This window comes from Paraburkholderia sp. RL18-101-BIB-B (assembly GCF_046026985.1).
In the GTDB taxonomy this organism is placed as follows: Bacteria; Pseudomonadota; Gammaproteobacteria; order Burkholderiales; family Burkholderiaceae; genus Paraburkholderia.
This window is the reverse complement of record NZ_JARESV010000038.1, coordinates 1-20417: the sequence shown is the minus strand read 5'-3', so window position 1 is coordinate 20417 and position 20417 is coordinate 1. Positions and strand designations below refer to the sequence as shown.

Genomic DNA, 20417 nt, shown 5'->3' with positions numbered 1-20417 from the left:
AACGTGCGTGAATCACCTCATCTGACCAGTGTTGCTCCGGTAGCCGGAGCGGGATCGGGAGCGCGTAGGACACCGGCGCTGCCGAACGAGACGGCGGCGAGCCCCCCCGTCGACGGTGCGACAAGCCGGGCTTCGCCGGTCGTGGCGACGATCGGCGGCGCGGCGCCGTTGGCCGCGGCGATCGGCTCCGGCGTCGAACGGCTGTTGCTCTACGTGGCGCGTACACCGGACGACGCGCTGATCGCGCATCTGAAAAGCCGCGGCTGGCACGTCGTGGCGGCGCGCTCGGCGCATGAGCTCGGCCGTCTGGTGAATCCCGATGTGGCTTGCGCGGGCATCGTCGATCTGGCGAGCTTTCCGCCGCGCGACCTCGCCGGACTCGAAGCGAGCCTGCGCCAGCAGCAAGTCGGCTGGATCGCGCTCGCCACCAACGAACGGCTCAACGATCCCGTGGTGCGGCGACTCGTGCGCCACTACTGCTTCGATTTCGTCAAGGTGCCGGTGGCCCACACCACGGTCGACTATCTGGTCGGGCACGCGTTCGGCATGGTGACGCTGTGCGATCCCGAAGTCGCGCCGCCCGTGAGCCAGTCGGGCGACGAGGAAATGGTCGGCACCTGCGAAGCCATGCAGCAACTCTTTCGCACCATTCGCAAGGTGGCGAACACCGACGCGAGCGTGTTCATCTCCGGCGAGTCGGGCACCGGCAAGGAGCTGACCGCGCTCGCGATTCACGAGCGTTCGCCGCGCCGCAAGGCGCCGTTCATCGCGATCAATTGCGGCGCGATTCCGCACCATCTGCTGCAATCCGAATTATTCGGCTATGAACGCGGCGCGTTCACCGGCGCGAATCAACGCAAGATCGGTCGCGTCGAAGCCGCCGACGGCGGCACGCTGCTGCTCGACGAAATCGGCGACCTGCCGCTCGAGAGCCAGGCGAGCCTGCTGCGCTTTTTGCAGGAAGGCAAGATCGAGCGGCTCGGCGGACGCGAATCGATTCCGGTCGACGTGCGGATCATTTCCGCGACGCACGTCGATCTGGAAGTCGCGATGCGCGACGGCCAGTTCCGCGCCGACCTGTTCCATCGGCTCTGCGTGCTGCGTGTAGACGAGCCGCCGCTGCGCGCGCGCGGCAAGGACATCGAGATTCTCGCGCAGCACATCCTGCACAAGTTCAAGACCGACAGCGCGCGCAAGATCCGCGGCTTCACGCCGTCGGCGATCGAGGCGCTCTACAACTACAACTGGCCCGGCAACGTCCGCGAGCTGATCAACCGGGTGCGCCGCGCGATCGTGATGGCGGAGAACAAGCTGATTTCCGCCGACGACCTCGATCTCGCGCACTTCACCGCGCAGCAGACCATGACGCTCTCGCAAGCCCGCGAGGCCGCCGAGAAGCGCGCGATCGAAGCGGCGCTGCTGCGTCACCGTCACCGGTTGAACGAGGCGGCGATGGATCTGAGTATCTCGCGCGTGACGCTGTACCGGCTGATGGGTCAGCACGGCTTGCGCGAATTGAGCGCCGCCGACGAGAAGGCGGCATTCGCCGCGGACGACAGCGCGCAGGAATGAGGCGGCGCGGGCTGGGCATGGCCGGCGGCGTCTCGTGAAGCTGAGTGAAGCCGCGTGATCTGGCAGCCGCGTCCGGCTGCGGCGCGCGCGTGGTTTGCGCGGCGCGTCCCGGCCGGCTGCGCTGCGGCCTCACTGGCCGCCGCCGGGCCGAAAGCCGCCGCCGCGGCGCGGGGCCGCGCGTCAGGTAGAATCAGTCCGGTTACGTTCCCCTTTCCATTCGATGACGACGCTCACCTTGATCGTCGCTCGCGCCAACAACGGCGTGATCGGCCGCGACAACCAGTTGCCCTGGCGACTTCCCGAAGACCTCGCGTTCTTCAAGCGCACGACCATGGGCGCGCCCATCATCATGGGCCGCAAGACGCATGAGTCGATCGGCCGGCCGTTGCCGGGACGCCGCAACATCGTCGTGACACGGGATGCCACGCGGCGTTTCCAGGGCTGCGACGCGGCCACCACGCTCGAAGACGCGCTCAAGCTCGCCGCTCAGGATCAGGCGCCGGAAGCGTTTCTGATCGGCGGCGCGCAGTTGTATGCGGAAGGTTTGCGGCAGGCGGACAAGCTGATCATCACCGAGATTTCCGCCGACTTCGAAGGCGACGCCACATTCCCCGAACTCGATGAAAACGAGTGGGTAGAAGTCGCGCATGAAACGCATCGCGCCGATGCGCCGAACGATTTCGACTACGCGTTCGTGACGTACAAGCGCAAAGGCGCCTGACATAAAAAAACGCCACGCAATCAATTGCGTGGCGTTTTCGTTTCTACGGGCCCGCAGGCCAATCAACTTGCGCGCCGAACAGCGGCTGAACCCTGTTATTGCCCCGCGATCGTCATCCGCTCGATCAACACCGAGCCGGTCTGCTTGGTGCCGCGCGTGATCGTATCCGCGCCGATCGCGACGATGTGGTGGAACATCTCCTGCAGCGTGCTCGCCACCGTGATCTCCTCGACCGGATACTGGATCTTGCCGTTCTCGACCCAGAAGCCCGACGCGCCGCGCGAATAGTCGCCCGTCACGTAGTTCACGCCCTGCCCCATCAGTTCGGTCAGCAACAGGCCCGTGCCGAGCTTGCGCAGCATCTCTTCGAAGTCGTCTTCCGGACGCGTATTCGAGCTCCGCAGCGACAGATTGTGCGAGCCGCCGGCATTGCCGGTGGTTTGCATGCCGAGCTTGCGCGCCGAGTAGGTAGACAGGAAATAACCCTCCACCACGCCGTCCTTCACCACCGAACGCTGTTTGGTGCGCACGCCTTCTTCGTCGAACGGCGCGCTGCCCATGGCACGGGCGACGTGCGGGTCTTCGACCACCTGCACGTGCGGAGCGAACACCGGTTTGCCCAGGCTATCGACGAGGAACGAGGTCTTGCGATACAGCGCGCCGCCGCTCGTGGCCTGCACGAAGGCGCCGAGGATGCCCGCGGCGAGCGGCGCTTCGAACAGCACCGGCACCTTGCGCGTATCCAGACCGCGCGCGCCGATGCGCGCCAGCGCGCGTTGCGCCGCGTAGCGGCCCACGGCTTCGGGATCGGCCAGATCTTCGGCGCTGCGGGTGGACGTGTACCAGTCGTCGCGCTGCATGTTGCGGGCGCTGCCCGCAATCGGCGCGCACGCGATGTAATGGCGCGAGTACGGATAGCCGGCCAGGAAGCCGCGCGAGGTGGCCAGCACGAACTGCGAGTGCTGTGCCGAGACGCTCGCGCCTTCCGAATTCTTGATCTGCGGATCGGTCGCGAACGCGGCATCTTCCGAGCGGCGAGCGATCTCCACCGCTTCGTCCGCGGACAGATTCCACGGGTGATAGAGATCGAGATCGCGCGGCGCCGTTTCCAGCAACTCCGCTTCGGCGAGACCCGCGCAATCGTCTTCCGCCGTGAAGCGGGCGATGTTGTAGGCCGCCGCGACCGTGTCCTTCAAAGCCTGCGACGAGAAGTCCGAAGTGCTCGCATTGCCGCGCTTGTTGCCGATGAACACCGTCACCCCGACCATCTTGTCGCGGTTGTGCTCGATCGTCTCGACTTCGCCGCGCCGCACGGAGACGGACAGGCCGTCGCCTTCGGAAATCTCGGTCGCCGCGTCGGTACCGCCGAGCGACTTCGCGTGACGAAGGATGTCCGAGGCGATTTCCTTCAGTTCATCCTGGGTATGCGGAAAAAAGCGCTGCTTGACGTCCATGTCTGCTGCCATTGTCGTTGCCGTCCTGTTCGGGGCCGAGCGGCCCAGTGTGTTCGCTGTGTTCGCACCGGTCACGCACATGCCTGGCGCATACGCGCGCCGATGTCCGCGCCTGTGTCCGATTACGTATCCCGCGATCATAGCAAGGTACGCGATGCCGTACCTGGCATTCGCTGCGCCTCGCCTCACCGCCGTCCGAGCGCCGCCTCGCCATCGCTTCGCAAGGCACGAGGCCCTTGTGCGCGGCAGCACTGCGGGTGCGGTGGGCGCGGCACGCTACAATATCGGAATGACACGCAAAACCCGCATTCAACCCATCGAATCCGCCGAGCCGGAAGTCGACGAGAACGGCTACGACCGTCCCAGCAAGTCCCAGCTCAAGCGCGAAATGCACGAGCTGCAGGAACTGGGCTCGGCGCTGATCGCGCTGCCCAAAGACGCGCTCAAGCGCATGCCGATGCCCGAAAAGCTCGACGACGCCGTGCGCGAAGCGCGCCGCATCACCGATCACGAAGGCAAACGCCGCCAGGTGCAATACGTCGGCCGCGTGATGCGCTCGCTGCTGGACGAGGAAACCGCCGCGCTGCGCACCGCGCTCGACACCTATAACGGCGTCAACAAGGCGGAAACGGCCAAGCTCCACTGGATCGAGCGCACCCGCGAAAAGCTGCTCGCCGACGACGCCGCGCTGACCGAGTTCATCCGCCAGCACCCGAACGCCGACCCGCAGCAGGGCCGCACGCTGATCCGCAACGCCCGTAAGGAAGCGCAGCAGAGCAAGCCGCCGCGCTACTTCCGCGAACTGTTCCAGTGGATCAAGAACGCGGACGGCCCGTCCGCTGAGACCGGTTCCGATGCCGACGACGCCCTGGACGAAGACGACGATGACGACCGCGACGCCTAAGGCGGCACGTAAGCACCCCGACGAAATCGTGATCGGCCTCGTGTCGATCAGCGACCGCGCGTCCACCGGCGTGTACGAGGACAAAGGCATTCCGGCCTTGCAGGAATGGCTCGGCGCGGCCCTCACCTCGCCGTGGCAAGTGGTCACCCGCCTGATTCAGGACGACGCGCCGACGATTTCCGCCACGCTGACCGAACTGGTCGACGAGGTCGGCTGCGATCTGGTGTTGACCACCGGCGGCACCGGCCCGTCGCGCCGCGACGTGACGCCCGAGGCGACGCTGGCCGTCGCCACCAAGGAAATGCCGGGGTTCGGCGAACAGATGCGGCAGATCAGCCTGAATTTCGTGCCGACCGCGATTCTGTCGCGCCAGGTCGCGGTGATCCGCGAAACGGCGGAGCACGCGGCGCTGATCATCAACCTGCCGGGTCAGCCGAAGTCGATCAAGGAAACGCTGGAAGGCTTGCGCGACGCCGAAGCAGGCGGCGCGGTGAAGGTGCCGGGCATTTTCGCCGCGGTGCCGTACTGCATTGACCTGATCGGCGGACCGTACGTGGAAACCAACGCCGACGTGGTGAAGGCGTTCCGGCCGAAGAACGCGCAGCGCGCGCCCCGGCCGGCTTAGGCGCGCTTTTTCTACTGCTGCTATTCCGCAGTTTTATTCCGCGCCGTCTGCGGGGTCCGGTGCCGACGGGATCAGGAAGTGCTCGCGGTAGTACTTCAGCTCGTCGATCGACTCGTGGATATCGGCCAGCGCCGTGTGCATCGCGCGTTTCTGGAAGCCCTTGTAGATGGCCGGCTGCCAGCGGCGGCACAGTTCCTTCAGCGTGCTGACGTCGAGATTGCGGTAATGGAAGAAGCGCTCCAGATCCGGCATCCAGCGTGCCATGAAGCGGCGGTCCTGGCAGATCGAGTTGCCGCACATCGGCGATTTGCCCGGCGGCACGTAGACGCTCAGGAAATCGCGGATCTGTTCGGTGGCGTCGGCCTCGCTCACCGTGGACGCCTTCACGCGGTCGATCAGGCCCGAGCGGCCGTGCGTGTTCTGATTCCACTGATCCATTTTGGCGAGCGTCTCGTCGCTCTGATGAATCGCCAGTACCGGACCTTCGACCATCCTGTCGAGCGTCGAATTCGTCACCACTACCGCGATTTCGATGATGCGGTCGGAGTCGGGCTCGAGCCCGGTCATTTCCATGTCCAGCCAGACGAGATTCATGTCGCTGCGCACGAGCGGCGGCTGTTCGGTGGATGCGAGGATGTCAGTCATGAAGGCAGCCCTGATGGCCGGGCAAACGGCTTCTCTGCAAGCCCGCCTGCCGCGGCAATTGTTCGTTTGAGATTGGATTAAGCTGGTTTGGGCTAGTTTGAGCCCATCCCCCGCCGCGAGGCGGGAAGAAACATATAATTCTCGCATAGATACCACGGAATCCCCGGATGCCTACCCTGTACTTCACCGTTCTGTTCGTCATCGCCGTCGTGGCTATGGTCGGCACCAAACTGTGGCTCGCGTCGCGGCAGATCCGCTTCGTGGCCGGCCATCGCGAGCAGGTGCCGAGCCAGTTCGCCGGCACCATCGCGCTGACCGCGCACCAGCGCGCCGCCGACTACACCGTCGAGCGCACCCGCCTCACCATGATCGAGATCGTCGTCAGCGCGGCGGTGCTGATCGGCCTCACGCTGCTCGGCGGCGTGCAAGCGCTCGATCTGGGCATCTCCGACTGGCTCGGCCGTGGTTACGTCGGCCAGATCGCACTGGTCGCGGCGGTGATCGCGATCACCAGCGCGATCGACCTGCCGTTCGACTACTACCGGCAGTTCGTGGTCGAGCAGCGCTTCGGCTTCAACCGCATGAGCAAAGGCATTTTCTTCGTCGACCGGATCAAGGGCGTGCTGCTCGGCGCCGCGTTCGGCCTGCCGCTGCTGTTCGTCGTGCTGTGGTTGATGAACCAGGCCGGCAGCCTGTGGTGGCTGTGGACGTGGATCGTGTGGGTCGCCTTTCAGATGCTCGTGCTGGTGCTGTATCCGTCGTTTATCGCGCCGCTTTTCAACAAGTTCGAGCCGCTCAAGGACGAAGCGCTGAAAAGCCGCATCGAGGCGCTGATGCAGCGCTGCGGCTTCGCCGCCAAGGGCCTCTTCGTGATGGACGGCAGCCGCCGTTCGGCACACGGCAACGCCTACTTCACCGGCTTCGGCGCGGCCAAGCGGATCGTGTTCTTCGACACGCTGCTCGCGCGCCTGTCGGGCAGCGAGATCGAAGCCGTGCTCGCGCACGAACTCGGCCACTTCAAGCGTCGTCATGTGATCAAACGCATGCTCGTCACCTTCGCGATCAGTCTCGCGATGCTCGCCCTGCTCGGCTGGCTCACGCAGTGCGTGTGGTTCTACGAAGGGCTGGGCGTGCGGCCGTCGCTGATCGGCGGCAATAGCGGCCTCGCGCTGGTGCTGTTCTTCCTCGCGCTGCCGGTGTTCCTGTTCTTCGTGACGCCGCTCGGCAGCCTCGGCTCACGCAAGCACGAGTTCGAAGCCGACGCGTTCGCCGCGACGCAGACCGATGCGCAAGACCTCGTCAACGCGCTCGTCAAGCTGTACGAGGACAATGCGTCGACCCTGACGCCCGATCCGCTCTACACCGCGTTCTACTATTCGCATCCGCCGGCGTCGCAGCGGATCGACCGCCTGCTGCGGCACGCATGAGCGGCCGCTCCCCGAAAGCGCCGCGCGCGCCGTCCAGCGCGCGCGTAGGCGGCCTCGTGGTGGCCGCGCATGGCCGCCACTATCTGGTCGCACCGGATGACGGCGGCGCCATGCTCCAATGCTTTCCGCGCGGCAAGCGCAGCGAAGTGGCGGTCGGCGATCGCGTGATTTATGAGCTGGCTTCGGCGGACCAGGGCGTGATCGTCGAAATCGGCGAGCGGCGCAATCTGCTGTATCGCTCGGATCAGTACAAGTCGAAACTGTTCGCTGCAAACCTCGATCAGCTATTAATCGTGCTCGCCACTGAACCTCATTTCAGCGAAGACCTGCTCGGGCGCGCACTCGTCGCCGCTGAGGCGAACGAGTTGAGGCCGTTGATCGTGCTGAACAAGACCGACGTGACCGAAGCGCTCGAAGGCGCGCGCAAGCGGCTCGAATCGTATCGCGCGCTGGGGTATACGGTCGTGGAAGTGTCGATCAAGATGCAGCCCGAAGCCGCGCGTGCCGCGCTGATCGAACATCTGCACGGTCATTCGACGCTGTTGCTCGGCCAGTCCGGCATGGGCAAATCGACGCTCGTGAATCTGCTGATTCCTGATGCCGAAGTCGCCACGCGCGAAATTTCTACTGCGTTGAACAGCGGGCGCCATACGACGACTTTCACGCGTCTCTATCCGCTGCTCGACAGCGCGGACGGCGAAGGCGGCGCGTTGATCGACTCGCCGGGCTTCCAGGAATTCGGCCTGCATCATCTGACCGAAGGCCGGCTGGAGCGCGCGTTTCCGGAGTTCCGGCCGTTGCTGCCGAACTGCCGGTTCTACAATTGCCATCACCTGCATGAGCCCGGTTGCGCGATTCTCGAAGCGGTCGCGGACGGCCGCATCCGCCGCGAACGGCATGCGTTGTATGCGCAACTCGTGCATGAAGCCAGTCAGATCGTCCGCTGACATGAAACTGATGCGCGCGCCGAATCTGATCATCGGACAGCATTGGGTCAATGTGCTGGCGACCGCGGGCATTGCTTGCGAGTTGCACAACCGCTACCTGAACGGCGCGCTCGGCGATATTCCCGCGGATCAGTGCTCGCCGGAGCTTTGGCTCGTCGACGAACGCGATGAGGCGATGGCGCGGAGGTTGATCGACGCGGCGTTGCATGGGCCGGCGGCGGGGTCGCCTGGCTGGCGATGTCGTCAGTGTGGTGAGACGCTCGAAGCGCAGTTTACGGTGTGCTGGCAGTGTGGGACGGCGCGCGATCCGCGGGATGGGTGAAGGGCTCGTTATTGACCGTGCTGATCGTGGCAGCGGCATGAGCGGATAAAAAAAGCCGGACATTGTTTGTCCGGCTTTTTTCGTAGCGAGCAGCGCCTAGCGTAGCGACGTCAAGCCAGCCACACCGCGATCGTCAGCATCAGCAGCAAAATCATCCACAACACCACCGCGCGCCACACCAGACCCACGGCCGATTGCAGCGTGCGCGGCGTGCAGTCGTCGCCGACCTGCATCGGGCCGCCGTCGCCGGTGGCGAGCGCGTCGAGGCTCGACGGTTCAGCCAGCGGCCCGCTCAGACGTGCGCCCAACGCACCGCTGCCCGCGGCCAGCAACACGCCGTCGTTCGCATCCGGCCACTGGCGCGCATGGTTGCGCCATGCATAAATCGCGTCTTCGAAATTGCCGACGATCGCGAAACCCAGCGACGTCAGCCGCGCCGGCACCCAGTCGATCACGAAGAAGGCGCGCTGCGCGAAGCTCGAAAACGCGACCGTGCGGTCGTCGACCGGCCGTGCCCACGTGCGCGCCAGATATTCGGCAATCCGATACAGCACCGCGCCCGCCGGGCCGACCGGAATCAGAAACCAGAAGAACACGCCGAACACGTGCCGATGCGAAGCGACCACCGCATGAATCAACGTATGGCGCACGATCTCGCTGACAGGCATGTCGACGGTATCGAGCCCGGTCCATTCGTTCAGGATCTCACGCGCGCGCGGCACGTCGTCGTTATTCAACGCGAGGTGGATGTCCGTGAAGTAGTGGCTGAACTGGCGGAAGCCCAGCGTGAAGTACAGCACCGCGACGTTCCACAGGAACGCCAGCGCAAAGTGAATGTGATAGAGCACGTAGTAGACGAGCGCGACGGCCAGCGTCCAGGGCACCACCACCACGAGCCAGGCGAGCAAGCCGTGCTTCGGCTTGCCGGCATCGAATCCGTGCGCCGCCGACTCCGCATGGTATTGAAGCAACGCCGACACCGGATTGTTCGGCGACAACGCGCGTACCTGTTCAATGATCAGAGCCAGCAATACGGAGAAAAAAGTCATGCGATGCGCCGTGCTTTTCGAGTTTTACGATTGTTTTATAACGATAGCACAGGGTCGGATGCCACTGAGCGCGGACGTCGACAAACACCTGACAACTGCACAGTCCGGTGCAACTCAGGCCGCAAGGAAGCGATAGAAGTTGCGCAGCATCGCCGCCGTCGCGCCCCAGATGAAATAGTGGCTGCCGACTTCGCTGCCGTTCTCCTCGGGTTCAGCCGATGCGGCGCGCGGATACGGCATCGCGAAAAAACGGCGCTCGCCGCCTTCATAGCGGAACACGCGCACTTCGTGGTGCATGGGGTTCATCAGGAAGGCGAGCGGCACTTCGAAGACTTCGGCCACTTCGAGCGCGTCCGCCTTCACCGTGAACGGCGGATGCACGAGGCCGATCACCGGCGTCACACGAAAACCGGTGCCCGTCAGATAGTCGGGCAATGCGCCGAGAATTTCCACGCGCGATGGATCGAGGCCGACCTCCTCCTCCGCTTCCCGCAGCGCGGTGGCCGTGGCATCGGCGTCGAACGGTTCGTGGCGGCCGCCTGGAAAGCTCACCTGGCCAGCGTGATCGTTCAGATGGTCGGCACGCTGCGTCAGCAGCACGGTCAGGCCGTGCTCGCGGACCACCAGCGGCACCAGTACCGCCGCGACGCGCGGATCGGCGTGGGCATCGCGCCAGGGCGCATCGACGACGAGCTCGGGGGTCCAGGCAAGACGCTGCTCGAAGCGGGCGCGCAGGCCATCAGGCGTGAGACGCGCGCCCGCCACCGGCGGCAGATCGGCGCCTGTCGCTTCGACAGGCAGGGTTTCAGGCTCAAAGACGGGGCGGGTCAACGGGTCTCTCGAAATGAGCGGATAGGGGACATTCCGCTATTTTGACCTGGCAAACAAAAAAGCACCCGCGAGGGGTGCTTTTTCTTACAGCATTTACGCTTGGGAAGCAGCGCGGTCTTTCGAGACCAGCTTTTCCTTGATCCGGGCCGACTTGCCCGAACGGTCGCGCAGGTAGTACAGCTTCGCACGACGCACATCGCCACGACGCTTCACGACGATGCTTGCCAGCAGCGGCGAGTACGTCTGGAACGTACGCTCGACGCCTTCGCCCGACGAAATCTTGCGGACGATGAACGACGAATTCAGACCACGATTACGCTTGGCGATCACGACGCCTTCGTAAGCCTGAACACGCTTACGCGTGCCTTCAACCACGTTCACGCTGACGATCACCGTATCGCCGGGAGCGAATTCGGGGATGGTTTTCTCGCCGAGAGCGCGGCCGATTTCTTCCTGCTCGAGAATTGCAATCAGATTCATCACTGACTCCTAAGTCCATCTTGTCGACGTTCGTACCTGCCTCGTGAAAACACTTGGCTACGGCCCCGATAGAGGATGGGTTCACATCTGGCGCCGTGCACGCATGCGCGGCGCCGCCTAATGTCCGCTCGAAAGACCCAAGGCTTTACGCCTTCGACTCTTCCTTCGCGAGACTCGCAAGCCATGCCTCGTCGGCACGGCTCAACATCTTGTTCTTTCTGGCCTTCACGATCAGATCGGGCCGTTTGTTCAACGTGTTGCGCAAGGCTTCCCGCCGACGCCACGCTTCGATCTCCGCATGATGGCCGCCGAGCAGCACATCGGGCACACGCACGCCGTCGTATTCCTCGGGGCGCGTGTAATGCGGGCAATCCAGCAGCACGTCGACAAAACTATCCTGCACCGCCGACTGCGAGTCGTTGAGCACACCGGGCAACTGACGCACCACGGCATCCATCAAGGCCATGGCCGGCAATTCGCCGCCCGACAGCACGAAGTCGCCAAGGCTGACTTCTTCATCGACGACACGGTCCAGCAAACGCTGATCGATCGCTTCATAGCGCCCGCACAACAGGATCAGACCGGGTTCGGCCGCGAACTGCATGACACGGTCGTGATTCAGAGTGGCGCCTTGCGGCGACATCATCACGACGCGCGACGCGCCGATGCCCTGCTCCGCCTGCGCTGCTTTCGCCGCGCCGATCGCGTCTTCCAGCGGCTTGGCCAGCATCACCATGCCGGGGCCGCCGCCGTACGGGCGATCGTCGATCGTGCGGTAGTTGTCGGTGGTGAAATCGCGCGGATTCCACGTACGCAACCCGTAGCGCTCCTGCTTCGCCGCACGGCTGGTGATACCCCAGTCGGTCAGCGCGCGAAACATGTCAGGAAAGAGCGTGACGACATCGAACTGCATCGCTCTCTCCATTCAGCGAATTATTTAGTAATCGGCTTCCCAGTCGACAGTGATCTGCTTCGCCGCCTGGTCCACCGTTTTGACAAAGACGCCGACGAACGGGATCAAACGCTCGCCGGTTGCCGGCTTGCCGCTTTTGTCGGTAGCCGGATATTCGATACGCATCACCGAGTGCGCACCGTTGTCGATCATGTCTGCAACCTTGCCGAGATTGACCCCGGCAACGTTCACCACATCGAGGCCAAGCAGGTCGACCCAGTAGAATTCGTCGGCTTCGAGGGCCGGAAATTCGCTGCGGCTGATATAGACGCGTGAGCCGCGCAGTGCCAGCGCCACATCACGGTCAGTGACGCCGCCCAGATGGGCAACCACACTGTCGCTATGCGTTTTCGCTTGCAACGACGGCGCCGACTTGCGCTCCTGGCCTTTGAGCAGCCACCAGCGCTTCGCGCTCAGCAAAGCATCGCCGCCATGCCCGGCATCCGCATGAGCGGCTACCTTGACCCAGCCTTTGAGGCCGTATGCGTCGACGATTGCGCCAACCTCAACCGCGTCGGCCGGCCAGGTTTCCACCGTTTCCATGCGCATTTCTCCTGCACCGGAACCGGCGTTTGCAACATTGGCTTTCGCCTTGCCTTCTGCTTTTTCGACCGTCTTGCGGACGAATGCACCGAACGGCGCCTGATCAGACGTCTTCGCGCGCGGGGCTGCTGCTGCTTTTGTCGCTTGTGCCTTTACGCGACCAGAACTGCCGAAATCACGCTCAGACATAAGAGAACCTCGCTGCCAGCTTCGACGCCTGCTTCAGCAAAACAACTCGCGCATCGGACTGCTCACGCACACCGCGCGAGCCGCCGGTCGACCCGACGACGATACGCATGCTAGCCACCATTAAGCAGCCGGCTGCGCCTTTGCAGCTTCCTTCACGAGACGCTCGACGGTCGGCGACAGTTGTGCGCCAACGCCTTGCCAATACGTCAGGCGGTCCTGAGCGATACGCAGGGACTCACCCTTCGTAGCGACCGGGTTGTAGAAGCCAACGCGCTCGATGAAGCGGCCGTCACGACGGTTACGCGAATCGGTTGCGACGATGTTGTAGAACGGGCGCTTCTTGGAGCCGCCACGAGCCAAGCGGATGATGACCATACTAGAATCCTTGAAAACCGGGGTTCGGAACGACTGAAACACGCGATTATAGCGGGAAACCGACGCCATAACAAACACTTACCCGGATAAACTGAGCGACGGGGTTGCGCCGGCCATACAGGCGGGAGCCCGGAACCACGTCGAAACGCCCGAATCACCTGACGGAGCGCCCGTGAAACTCCTGCTGCCAATTGTGTTTTTGCGCGCTTTTTTTACCGCCGCCATGCGGATTGCCGTCTTGGCGCTCGCTTTGCGAAGCCGGGGCCTGCGCGCAGGCGCCGCCGTGTTGCTCGCCGCAACCGCCCTGCCGGCGCTCGCCGCTTTGCCGGTGGACCGAATCAAACTGCCGCCAGGCTTCCATATCGCGGTCTTGTCGGACGCCGTGCCGAGCGCGCGAGCCATGGCGCTCTCGCCGAAGGGCATTCTTTATATAGGCAGCCTCGACGGCCACGTGTACGCGCTCGAATTGCAAAACGGACGCGTCACGGCGCGCCATGTGATCGCGTCCGGGCTGGAAACGCCAGCGGGCGTGGCGTGGCACGATGGCGCGCTCTACGTCTCCGAGGTGTCGAAAATTGTACGCTTCGATGCGATCGACACCCATCTGAACGATCCGCCCAAACCCGCCGTCGTGATCGATACATTACCCACGGAGACGCACCACGGCTGGAAATTCATAGCGTTCGGCCCGGACGGCAAGCTATACGTGCCGCAAGGCGCGCCCTGCAACGTCTGCCTGAAAGATCGCAACCGCTTCGCACTGATCGGCCGCATGGATCCGGACGGCAGTCACTACGAGGTCGTGGCGCGCGGCATCCGCAACTCGGTCGGCTTCGCGTGGCATCCGGTGACGCACGAACTGTGGTTCACCGACAACGGCCGCGACCTGCTGGGCGACGACGTGCCGGACGACAAGCTCAACCGCGCGCCGCGCGCCGGGATGGATTTCGGCTTTCCGTACTGCCACGGCGGCGACACGCCCGATCCCGAGTTCGGCAAGGACCATCCGTGCAGCGCGTTTACGCCGCCCGTGGTCAAACTCGGTGCTCATGTCGCAGCGCTCGGCATGCGCTTTTACAGCGGCTCGATGTTTCCGCCCGCTTACCGGAACAGTATTTTTATCGCCGAGCACGGATCGTGGAATCGCAGCAAGAAGATCGGCTATCGCGTAGTCCACGTGACTACGGACCCGGACGGCAGCAACGCGCGCCAGGAAGTCTTTGCCGAAGGCTGGCTTCAGTCCGGCGAGAGCGAGTGGGGGCGCCCGGCCGACGTGTTGCCACTGCCCGATGGTTCGCTCCTGATCAGCGACGATTACGCCGGCGCTGTCTATCGCGTCACCTATTCGGCGCCGTAGCGTGCCTCAAGCGACTCACCGCCTTGAACGCCGGGCGCTCGGAAAGTCCGGCCAGTCAGTCGAAATTGCCACGCTCGCGGCCTTCCGATCCGGCGTATCTCACACAACCCGCTCGGCCGACCGACTCGCTCCAATGCTTCTCGCACCACCCGTCCCGCGACCGCGACCACCCGTCACGTGACCGGCGGCCTGCGGCGGGCGTAGAATGCGCGTCGGTCCGCGCGAGCCCGCGCGCCGCTCCTTTCGACCGCCTGTCACTCTGCTCTGGCCTACATGTCCACCCTTGTTTCGACTTCCCCGCGTTTCAGATCCAAGACGATTACCGCCGCCCTGGCGTTCTTCTTCGGCAGCCTTGGCGCGCATCGCTTCTATCTGTACGGCATGCGCGACATCTACGGTTGGGCTCACGTGATCGGCACGCTGATCGGCATTCCGGGCGCCATGCTGCTGGTAGCCAGCGAACGGTCGTCGATGCTCGGCTGGGCGCTGGCCTTTCCCGGCGCGGTCTCGCTACTCGCGGCGTTTCTTGCCGCGATCGTCTACGGGTTGCGCCCGGACGAAAAGTGGGACGCACAGTTCAACGCTCAGACCCAACGCAAAAGCCGCTCCGGCTGGACGGTCATTTTCATCGTGATTTTTTCGCTGCTGATCGGCGCCTTCCTGCTGATGACCGGCCTCGCCATTTCGTTCCAGACCTACTTCGAAAGTCAGGTGCAGGCGGCGAAAGCGCTCTCACAGTGATCCGGCGCGCACCGCGCTAAAAAAGATCCAGCTGAGGATCATCGCGTGCCGGTTCGGCGGGACGCGCCGCCTCGACCCGGCGAAAGTGCGACATATCCAGAATGCCGCGGTCGCGCCGGTTCAGGCCCAGCCGGCGCACCGCCTTGTGGAATCGCTGCTTGAGCAAATCGGCCCACAAGCCTTCGCCCTTCATGCGCGTGGAGAAGGACGAGTCGTAGTCCTTGCCGCCGCGCATGTCCCGCACGCGGCTCATCACCCGGTCAGCGCGATCGGGAAAGTGCGCGGCGAGCCAATCCTTGAATAGCGGCGCGACTTCCCAAGGAAGACGCAGCACGATATAGCTCGCATTGCTTGCGCCGGCCTCAGCACAGGCCTCCAGCACGCGTTCCATATCCGGTTCGGTGACGAACGGAATCACCGGCGCGATGCTGACGCCGACCGGAATGCCCGCCTCGCTCAAGGTGCGGATGGTGCGCAGCCGCCGCGACGGCGTGGCCGCCCGCGGTTCCAGCGTGCGAGCGATGTCCGCGTCCAGCGTGGTAATGGTGATGGCCGCCATGAATTGCCCGCGCGCCGCCATGGGCGCCAGCAAATCGAGTTCGCGTTCGATCAGCGACGACTTGGTGATCGCCGCAAACGGATGCTGACGCTCGCTGAGCACTTCGATCACCCTGCGCGTGAGCCGCAAGTCGCGCTCGACCGGTTGCCAGGCGTCCGTATTGACGCCTAGCGCGATTGGCTCCGGCACGTACGACTTCTTCGACAGTTCCCGCTCGAGCAACTCCGGCGCATTGACCTTGGCGTAGATCCGGCTTTCGAAGTCGAGTCCCGGCGACAGCCCCAGATAAGCGTGCGTGGGCCGCGCAAAGCAATAAATGCAGCCATGCTCGCAGCCGCGATAGGGGTTCAGCGACACGCTGAACGGAATATCCGGCGACGCGTTGCGCGTGAGAATGGTCTTGGCCCGCTCTTCGAAGACCTGCGTGCGCAAGACCTTGGGCTCGTCATCGTCTTCCGGCGACGACAGCCAGCCGTCGTCCACCGCTTCGCGCTGGTCGACTTCGTAGCGGCCTTGCAAGTTCGTCACCGCGCCACGGCCCTTGCGAGGCACGGGCGGTGCGATCGGAAATTCGTTGACGAAGTGAGGGTTGGAGTCGGTCACGGCTGGCACACGCAAAAACGAAAAACGGCGCAAAACACCTGTACAAATATACAGTGTTTACGCCGTTTGTCGAGCCCCGCCCTGCGCCGTCGCGCCGCCTAATCGCCGACCGCGATCGTCAGCGTTTCCTTGATCTCTTCCATCACCACGTAGCTTTTCGACTGCACCGCGCCGGGCAGTTGCAGCAGGATGTCGCCCAGCAGCTTCCGGTAGTCGGCCATTTCGCCGATGCGCGCCTTGATCAGATAGTCGAAATCGCCCGACACGAGGTGGCATTCCAGCACTTCCGGAATCTTCTGCACCTCGCGTCGGAACTGGTCGAACATGTTGCCGCTCTTGTGATCCAGCGTGATCTCGACGAACACGAGCAGTGCCGCGCCCAATTCCGCCGGGTTCACGCGCGCGTGGTAGCCGGTGATCACGCCGTCGCGCTCCATCCGCTTGACGCGCTCGATGCACGGCGTGACCGACAGTCCAACCTGTTCGGCCAGGTCTTTCATGGCCATGCGGCCGTCCTGTTGCAGCAGCCGCAGGATCTTGTGATCGAGTTTGTCGAGAGCCCGGACCGGTTGGCGCTGTGTACGCATGGTGTTTTTTCTGAAAATCTTGAAAATACAATAACAAAACCTACCTCACTGTTAATAGTATAGCGGTTAACACTGGGCGAGCCGCATTACACCTCGTGAATCGAACGAATTCCAACGTATCGACGAGCGCATCGCCCTCAGATCTCATTTTGAATACCTGGAGCAGCTATGCGAGTCGTCGTTTTGGGCAGTGGCGTCGTCGGCGTGACCAGCGCGTATTACCTGGCGCGCGCGGGGCACGAAGTGACCGTGATCGATCGCGAGGCCGGCCCGGCGCTCGAAACCAGTTTCGCCAATGCCGGCCAGATTTCGCCGGGCTACGCGTCGCCGTGGGCCGCGCCTGGCGTGCCGCTAAAGGCCGTCAAGTGGATGTTCCAGAAGCACGCGCCGCTGGCGATTCGCCTCGACGGCACGCAATTCCAGCTGCAATGGATGTGGCAGATGCTGCAGAACTGCACGTCGTCGCGTTATGCAGTGAACAAGGGCCGCATGGTCCGCCTCGCCGAATACAGCCGCGACTGCCTGCAAGCGCTGCGCGCTGAAACCGGCATTCAGTACGAAGGCCGCGCTGGCGGCACGCTTCAGGTGTTCCGCACGCAGCAGCAATTCGACGGCGCCGCGAAAGATATCGCCGTGCTGCAGGAAGCCAATGTGCCGTATGAACTGCTGTCGCCGACTGAACTCGCGCGTGCCGAACCGGCGCTCGCCGCGGTGTCGCACAAGCTGAGCGGCGGTCTGCGCCTGCCGGGCGACGAAACCGGCGACTGCCAGATGTTCACCACGCGGCTCGCCGCGCTGGCTGAGGAACTCGGCGTCAAATTCCGCTACAACACGCCGATCGACGCACTCGCGATGGCGGGTGGCCGCATCGCCGGCGTGAAGTGCGGCGAGGAACTGGTGCGCGCGGATTCGTTCGTCGTCGCGCTGGGTTCGTACTCGACCCAGTTCCTGTCCGGTCTGGTGAAGATTCCGGTCTATCCGCTCAAGGGTTATTCGATCACCGCGCCGATCGTCAACGAAGCGTCGGCGCCAGTGTCGACCGTGCTCGACGAAACGTACAAGATCGCGATCACCCGTTTCGACGACCGGATTCGTGTGGGCGGCATGGCCGAGATCGTCGGCTTCGACAAATCGCTGCGCCAGGCGCGTCGCGAAACGCTGGAATTGTGCGTGAACGATCTGTTCCCGGGCGGCGGCGATACGTCGAAGGCCAGCTTCTGGACCGGTCTGCGTCCGATGACGCCGGACGGCACGCCGATCGTCGGCCGCACTCCCGTGCCGAACCTGTTCCTGAACACGGGCCACGGCACGCTGGGCTGGACGATGTCGTGCGGCTCCGGTCAACTGCTCGCCGACGTGATGTCGGGCAAGCAACCGGCCATCAAGGCGGACGATCTGTCGGTGCATCGCTATCTCGGCGAGATCGGCGGCGCGCATCGCCCGGCTTATGCTTAAGGTTTAACGACGACGCTTCGCGAAAGCGGTGGCGCTGGTTTGCGATCTGACAGACCAGCGCGACAAAAACAAACGGCGCCTCACAAGGCGCCGTTTGTTTTTAAGCGAAGCAGAAGCTAACTCAGAACTGATCTTCCGACAAAGCCAGCACACTCTCTCCACCCTTCGCGCTGACAATCGACGCTTCGAGCGCCGACGCCAGCGGCAGCACATGCTCCGCATAGAACTGCGCGGTCGCGATCTTGGCGCCGTAGAACGACGGGTCTTCGTCGCGCTTCTGAGCCGCCACGAGCAACGCACGCGCCATCTGCCAGCCGCCCAGCACGATGCCCGCGAGCGTCAGATACGGCACGCTGCCTGCGAACACCGCGTTCGGATCGCCCTTCGTGTTGGCCACGACGAAATCGACCGCCGCGCTCAACGAGCGCTGGCCCTGCGCGAGATACTTCTTCATCGAATCGAACGCCGGGCCTTGCTGCGCGCCGAGTGCCTCGATCGTTTCAGCCACCTCGGCGAGCAGCGACTTCGCCACCTTGCCGCCGTCCCGCACGGTCTTGCGGCCGATCAGGTCGTTGGCCTGAATCGCGGTCGTGCCTTCGTAGATCGTCAGAATGCGCGCATCGCGGTAGTACTGCGCGGCGCCGGTTTCTTCGATGAAGCCCATGCCGCCATGCACCTGCACGCCGAGGCTCGTGACGTCGATCGACAACTCCGTGCTCCAGCCCTTCACGATCGGCACGAGGTACTCGTAGATCGCCTGATGTTCGGCGCGCTTGCCTTCGTCCGCATGACGATGCGCGATGTCGCAGTGCGCCGCGGCCACGTACGCCAGCGCGCGAGACGCTTCGGTGAGGCCGCGCATGGTGGCAAGCATACGGCGCACGTCCGGATGTTGAATGATCGCGACCGGCTGCTTCGCGGAACCATCCACGGGACGGCTTTGCACGCGATCTTTCGCGTACGCGACCGCCTTCTGATAAGCGCGATCCGAAATGCCGACGCCTTGCATGCCGACAGCGAACCGCGCCGCGTTCATCATGATGAACATGTATTCCAGACCGCGATTTTCTTCGCCGATCAGATGACCGATCGCGCCGCCGTGGTCGCCGAATTGCAGCACCGCGGTCGGGCTCGCCTTGATGCCGAGCTTGTGTTCGATCGACACGCAATGCACGTCGTTGCGTTCGCCGAGCGAACCGTCTTCATTGACGAGAAACTTCGGCACGATAAAGAGCGAAATGCCCTTCACGCCTTCCGGCGCATTCGGCGTGCGGGCCAGCACGAGATGCGCGATGTTCTTCGCCATGTCGTGCTCGCCCCAGGTGATGAAAATCTTCGTGCCGAACAGCTTGAACGAACCGTCGCCTTGCGGCTCGGCGCGCGTGCGTACCAACGCGAGATCGGAACCGGCTTGCGGCTCGGTCAGGTTCATCGTGCCGGTCCACTCGCCGGAAATCAGCTTCGGCACATAGGTTTGTTTTTGCGCTTCGGTGCCGGCGGTGAGCAGCGCTTCGATCGCGCCGTCGGTCAGCAGCGGACACAGCGCGAACGACAAATTCGACGCGTTGAGCATTTCGACGCACGGCGTCGCGATCAGCTTCGGCAGGCCTTGGCCTTCGTAGTCGACGGGATGTTGCACGCCTTGCCAGCCGCCTTCGCCGAACTGGCGAAACGCTTCCTTGAAGCCGGGCGTCGCGGTGACCACGCCGTCTTTCCAGCTGCTCGGATTGCGATCGCCTTCTGCATTCAACGGCGCCAGCACGCCACCGCACAGTTTCGCCGACTCTTCGAGGACGGCTTGCGCCGTCTCGAGGTTCGCGTCTTCGAAGCCCGGCAAGGTCGCGATGTCTTCGAGACCGGCCAGTTCTTTCATCACGAACAGCATGTCCTTGATGGGCGCCGTATAGCTCATTTCAGTTCTCCTCCCGCTTCTGATATAAAAAAAGGGCGCTGGACTTGATCGGTCCCACGCCCTTCATGTGCTGCCAGACGCCTTCTATGCGGCGTTACGGCGCTTAACCGAGTTCGCTAACGAGTTCGGGCACGAGCGTGAACAGATCGCCCACCAGACCGTAATCG

General features: G+C 63.8%; 21 protein-coding genes. 10 read left to right on the top strand and 11 right to left on the bottom strand.

Features of this window, described 5'->3' with window-relative positions:
• Positions 1–3 precede the first annotated feature (3 nt).
• Positions 4–1572: a sigma-54 dependent transcriptional regulator gene (locus P0D73_RS34445; RefSeq protein WP_408434876.1), complete on the top strand. Its 1569-nt coding sequence runs from the start codon at positions 4–6 to the stop codon at positions 1570–1572.
• Positions 1573–1792: 220 nt separating this feature from the next.
• Complete coding sequence (locus P0D73_RS34440) at positions 1793–2293, top strand: dihydrofolate reductase (RefSeq protein ID WP_132373534.1); 501 nt, start codon at positions 1793–1795, stop codon at positions 2291–2293.
• A gap of 95 nt (positions 2294–2388) precedes the next feature.
• Here the strand turns inward: P0D73_RS34440 and pmbA are convergent, their stop codons facing one another.
• Positions 2389–3759 (bottom strand): metalloprotease PmbA, encoded by a 1371-nt coding sequence (pmbA, locus tag P0D73_RS34435; RefSeq protein WP_408434874.1) that lies wholly within the window; start codon positions 3757–3759, stop codon positions 2389–2391.
• Positions 3760–4036: 277 nt separating this feature from the next.
• Here pmbA and yjgA point away from each other — a divergent pair, with 277 nt between their 5' ends.
• On the top strand, positions 4037–4651 hold the full coding sequence (gene yjgA, locus P0D73_RS34430; protein WP_408318358.1) for a ribosome biogenesis factor YjgA: 615 nt from the start codon (positions 4037–4039) through the stop codon (positions 4649–4651).
• Positions 4632–5276 (top strand): molybdopterin adenylyltransferase, encoded by a 645-nt coding sequence (mog, locus tag P0D73_RS34425; protein WP_132373532.1) that lies wholly within the window; start codon positions 4632–4634, stop codon positions 5274–5276. The genes yjgA and mog overlap by 20 nt, the downstream gene beginning before the upstream one ends.
• Positions 5277–5309: 33 nt before the next feature.
• On the opposite strand, the gene orn is transcribed toward mog, so the two are convergent.
• Positions 5310–5921 (bottom strand): oligoribonuclease, encoded by a 612-nt coding sequence (gene orn / locus P0D73_RS34420; protein WP_408318344.1) that lies wholly within the window; start codon positions 5919–5921, stop codon positions 5310–5312.
• A gap of 167 nt (positions 5922–6088) precedes the next feature.
• On the opposite strand from orn, the gene P0D73_RS34415 reads away from it, so the two are divergent.
• Genes P0D73_RS34415 through P0D73_RS34405 form a run of 3 tightly spaced genes read left to right on the top strand, consistent with a single transcriptional unit; the run spans position 6089 to position 8617 of the window.
• Entirely contained in the window at positions 6089–7348 is a 1260-nt protein-coding gene (locus P0D73_RS34415) for a M48 family metallopeptidase (RefSeq protein ID WP_408434872.1), read from the top strand.
• Positions 7345–8295: a ribosome small subunit-dependent GTPase A gene (gene rsgA / locus P0D73_RS34410; protein WP_408434870.1), complete on the top strand. Its 951-nt coding sequence runs from the start codon at positions 7345–7347 to the stop codon at positions 8293–8295. Before P0D73_RS34415 ends, rsgA begins: the two co-directional genes overlap by 4 nt.
• Before the next feature lies 1 nt (position 8296).
• A complete protein-coding gene (locus tag P0D73_RS34405; protein ID WP_408290562.1) occupies positions 8297–8617 on the top strand; it encodes a putative signal transducing protein in 321 nt (106 codons plus the stop codon).
• 110 nt (positions 8618–8727) lie between these two features.
• Here the strand turns inward: P0D73_RS34405 and P0D73_RS34400 are convergent, their stop codons facing one another.
• The 6 genes from P0D73_RS34400 to rpsP form a co-directional block, all read right to left on the bottom strand.
• Positions 8728–9666: a CobD/CbiB family protein gene (locus P0D73_RS34400; protein WP_115102193.1), complete on the bottom strand. Its 939-nt coding sequence runs from the start codon at positions 9664–9666 to the stop codon at positions 8728–8730.
• 114 nt (positions 9667–9780) lie between these two features.
• Positions 9781–10497: a CoA pyrophosphatase gene (locus P0D73_RS34395; protein WP_408290541.1), complete on the bottom strand. Its 717-nt coding sequence runs from the start codon at positions 10495–10497 to the stop codon at positions 9781–9783.
• 93 nt (positions 10498–10590) lie between these two features.
• Positions 10591–10977, bottom strand: a complete 387-nt coding sequence (gene rplS, locus P0D73_RS34390; RefSeq protein WP_074765043.1) for a 50S ribosomal protein L19 — start codon at positions 10975–10977, stop codon at positions 10591–10593.
• Positions 10978–11122: 145 nt separating this feature from the next.
• Positions 11123–11890 (bottom strand): tRNA (guanosine(37)-N1)-methyltransferase TrmD, encoded by a 768-nt coding sequence (gene trmD / locus P0D73_RS34385; protein ID WP_408181087.1) that lies wholly within the window; start codon positions 11888–11890, stop codon positions 11123–11125.
• Positions 11891–11914: 24 nt separating this feature from the next.
• Positions 11915–12661: a ribosome maturation factor RimM gene (rimM, locus tag P0D73_RS34380; RefSeq protein ID WP_408434868.1), complete on the bottom strand. Its 747-nt coding sequence runs from the start codon at positions 12659–12661 to the stop codon at positions 11915–11917.
• Positions 12662–12781: 120 nt separating this feature from the next.
• The gene (rpsP, locus tag P0D73_RS34375) at positions 12782–13036 is read right to left on the bottom strand and encodes a 30S ribosomal protein S16 (protein WP_007180912.1); all 255 of its coding nucleotides are present in this window, start codon (positions 13034–13036) and stop codon (positions 12782–12784) included.
• 223 nt (positions 13037–13259) lie between these two features.
• On the opposite strand from rpsP, the gene P0D73_RS34370 reads away from it, so the two are divergent.
• Both P0D73_RS34370 and P0D73_RS34365 read left to right on the top strand, forming a co-directional pair.
• Positions 13260–14393: a PQQ-dependent sugar dehydrogenase gene (locus tag P0D73_RS34370; RefSeq protein WP_459252577.1), complete on the top strand. Its 1134-nt coding sequence runs from the start codon at positions 13260–13262 to the stop codon at positions 14391–14393.
• 273 nt (positions 14394–14666) lie between these two features.
• On the top strand, positions 14667–15134 hold the full coding sequence (locus tag P0D73_RS34365; RefSeq protein ID WP_132373524.1) for an NINE protein: 468 nt from the start codon (positions 14667–14669) through the stop codon (positions 15132–15134).
• A 16-nt stretch (positions 15135–15150) separates the two neighbouring features.
• On the opposite strand, the gene P0D73_RS34360 is transcribed toward P0D73_RS34365, so the two are convergent.
• Positions 15151–16296 (bottom strand): PA0069 family radical SAM protein, encoded by a 1146-nt coding sequence (locus P0D73_RS34360; protein ID WP_408434866.1) that lies wholly within the window; start codon positions 16294–16296, stop codon positions 15151–15153.
• 98 nt (positions 16297–16394) lie between these two features.
• Positions 16395–16883, bottom strand: coding sequence for an Lrp/AsnC ligand binding domain-containing protein (locus P0D73_RS34355; RefSeq protein WP_007180908.1), 489 nt, complete (start codon positions 16881–16883; stop codon positions 16395–16397).
• Positions 16884–17051: 168 nt separating this feature from the next.
• On the opposite strand from P0D73_RS34355, the gene P0D73_RS34350 reads away from it, so the two are divergent.
• The gene (locus P0D73_RS34350) at positions 17052–18338 is read left to right on the top strand and encodes a D-amino acid dehydrogenase (RefSeq protein ID WP_408290550.1); all 1287 of its coding nucleotides are present in this window, start codon (positions 17052–17054) and stop codon (positions 18336–18338) included.
• Between the two features lie 121 nt (positions 18339–18459).
• On the opposite strand, the gene P0D73_RS34345 is transcribed toward P0D73_RS34350, so the two are convergent.
• Positions 18460–20250, bottom strand: coding sequence for an acyl-CoA dehydrogenase (locus P0D73_RS34345; protein WP_408290552.1), 1791 nt, complete (start codon positions 20248–20250; stop codon positions 18460–18462).
• Between the last annotated feature and the right edge of the window lie 167 nt (positions 20251–20417).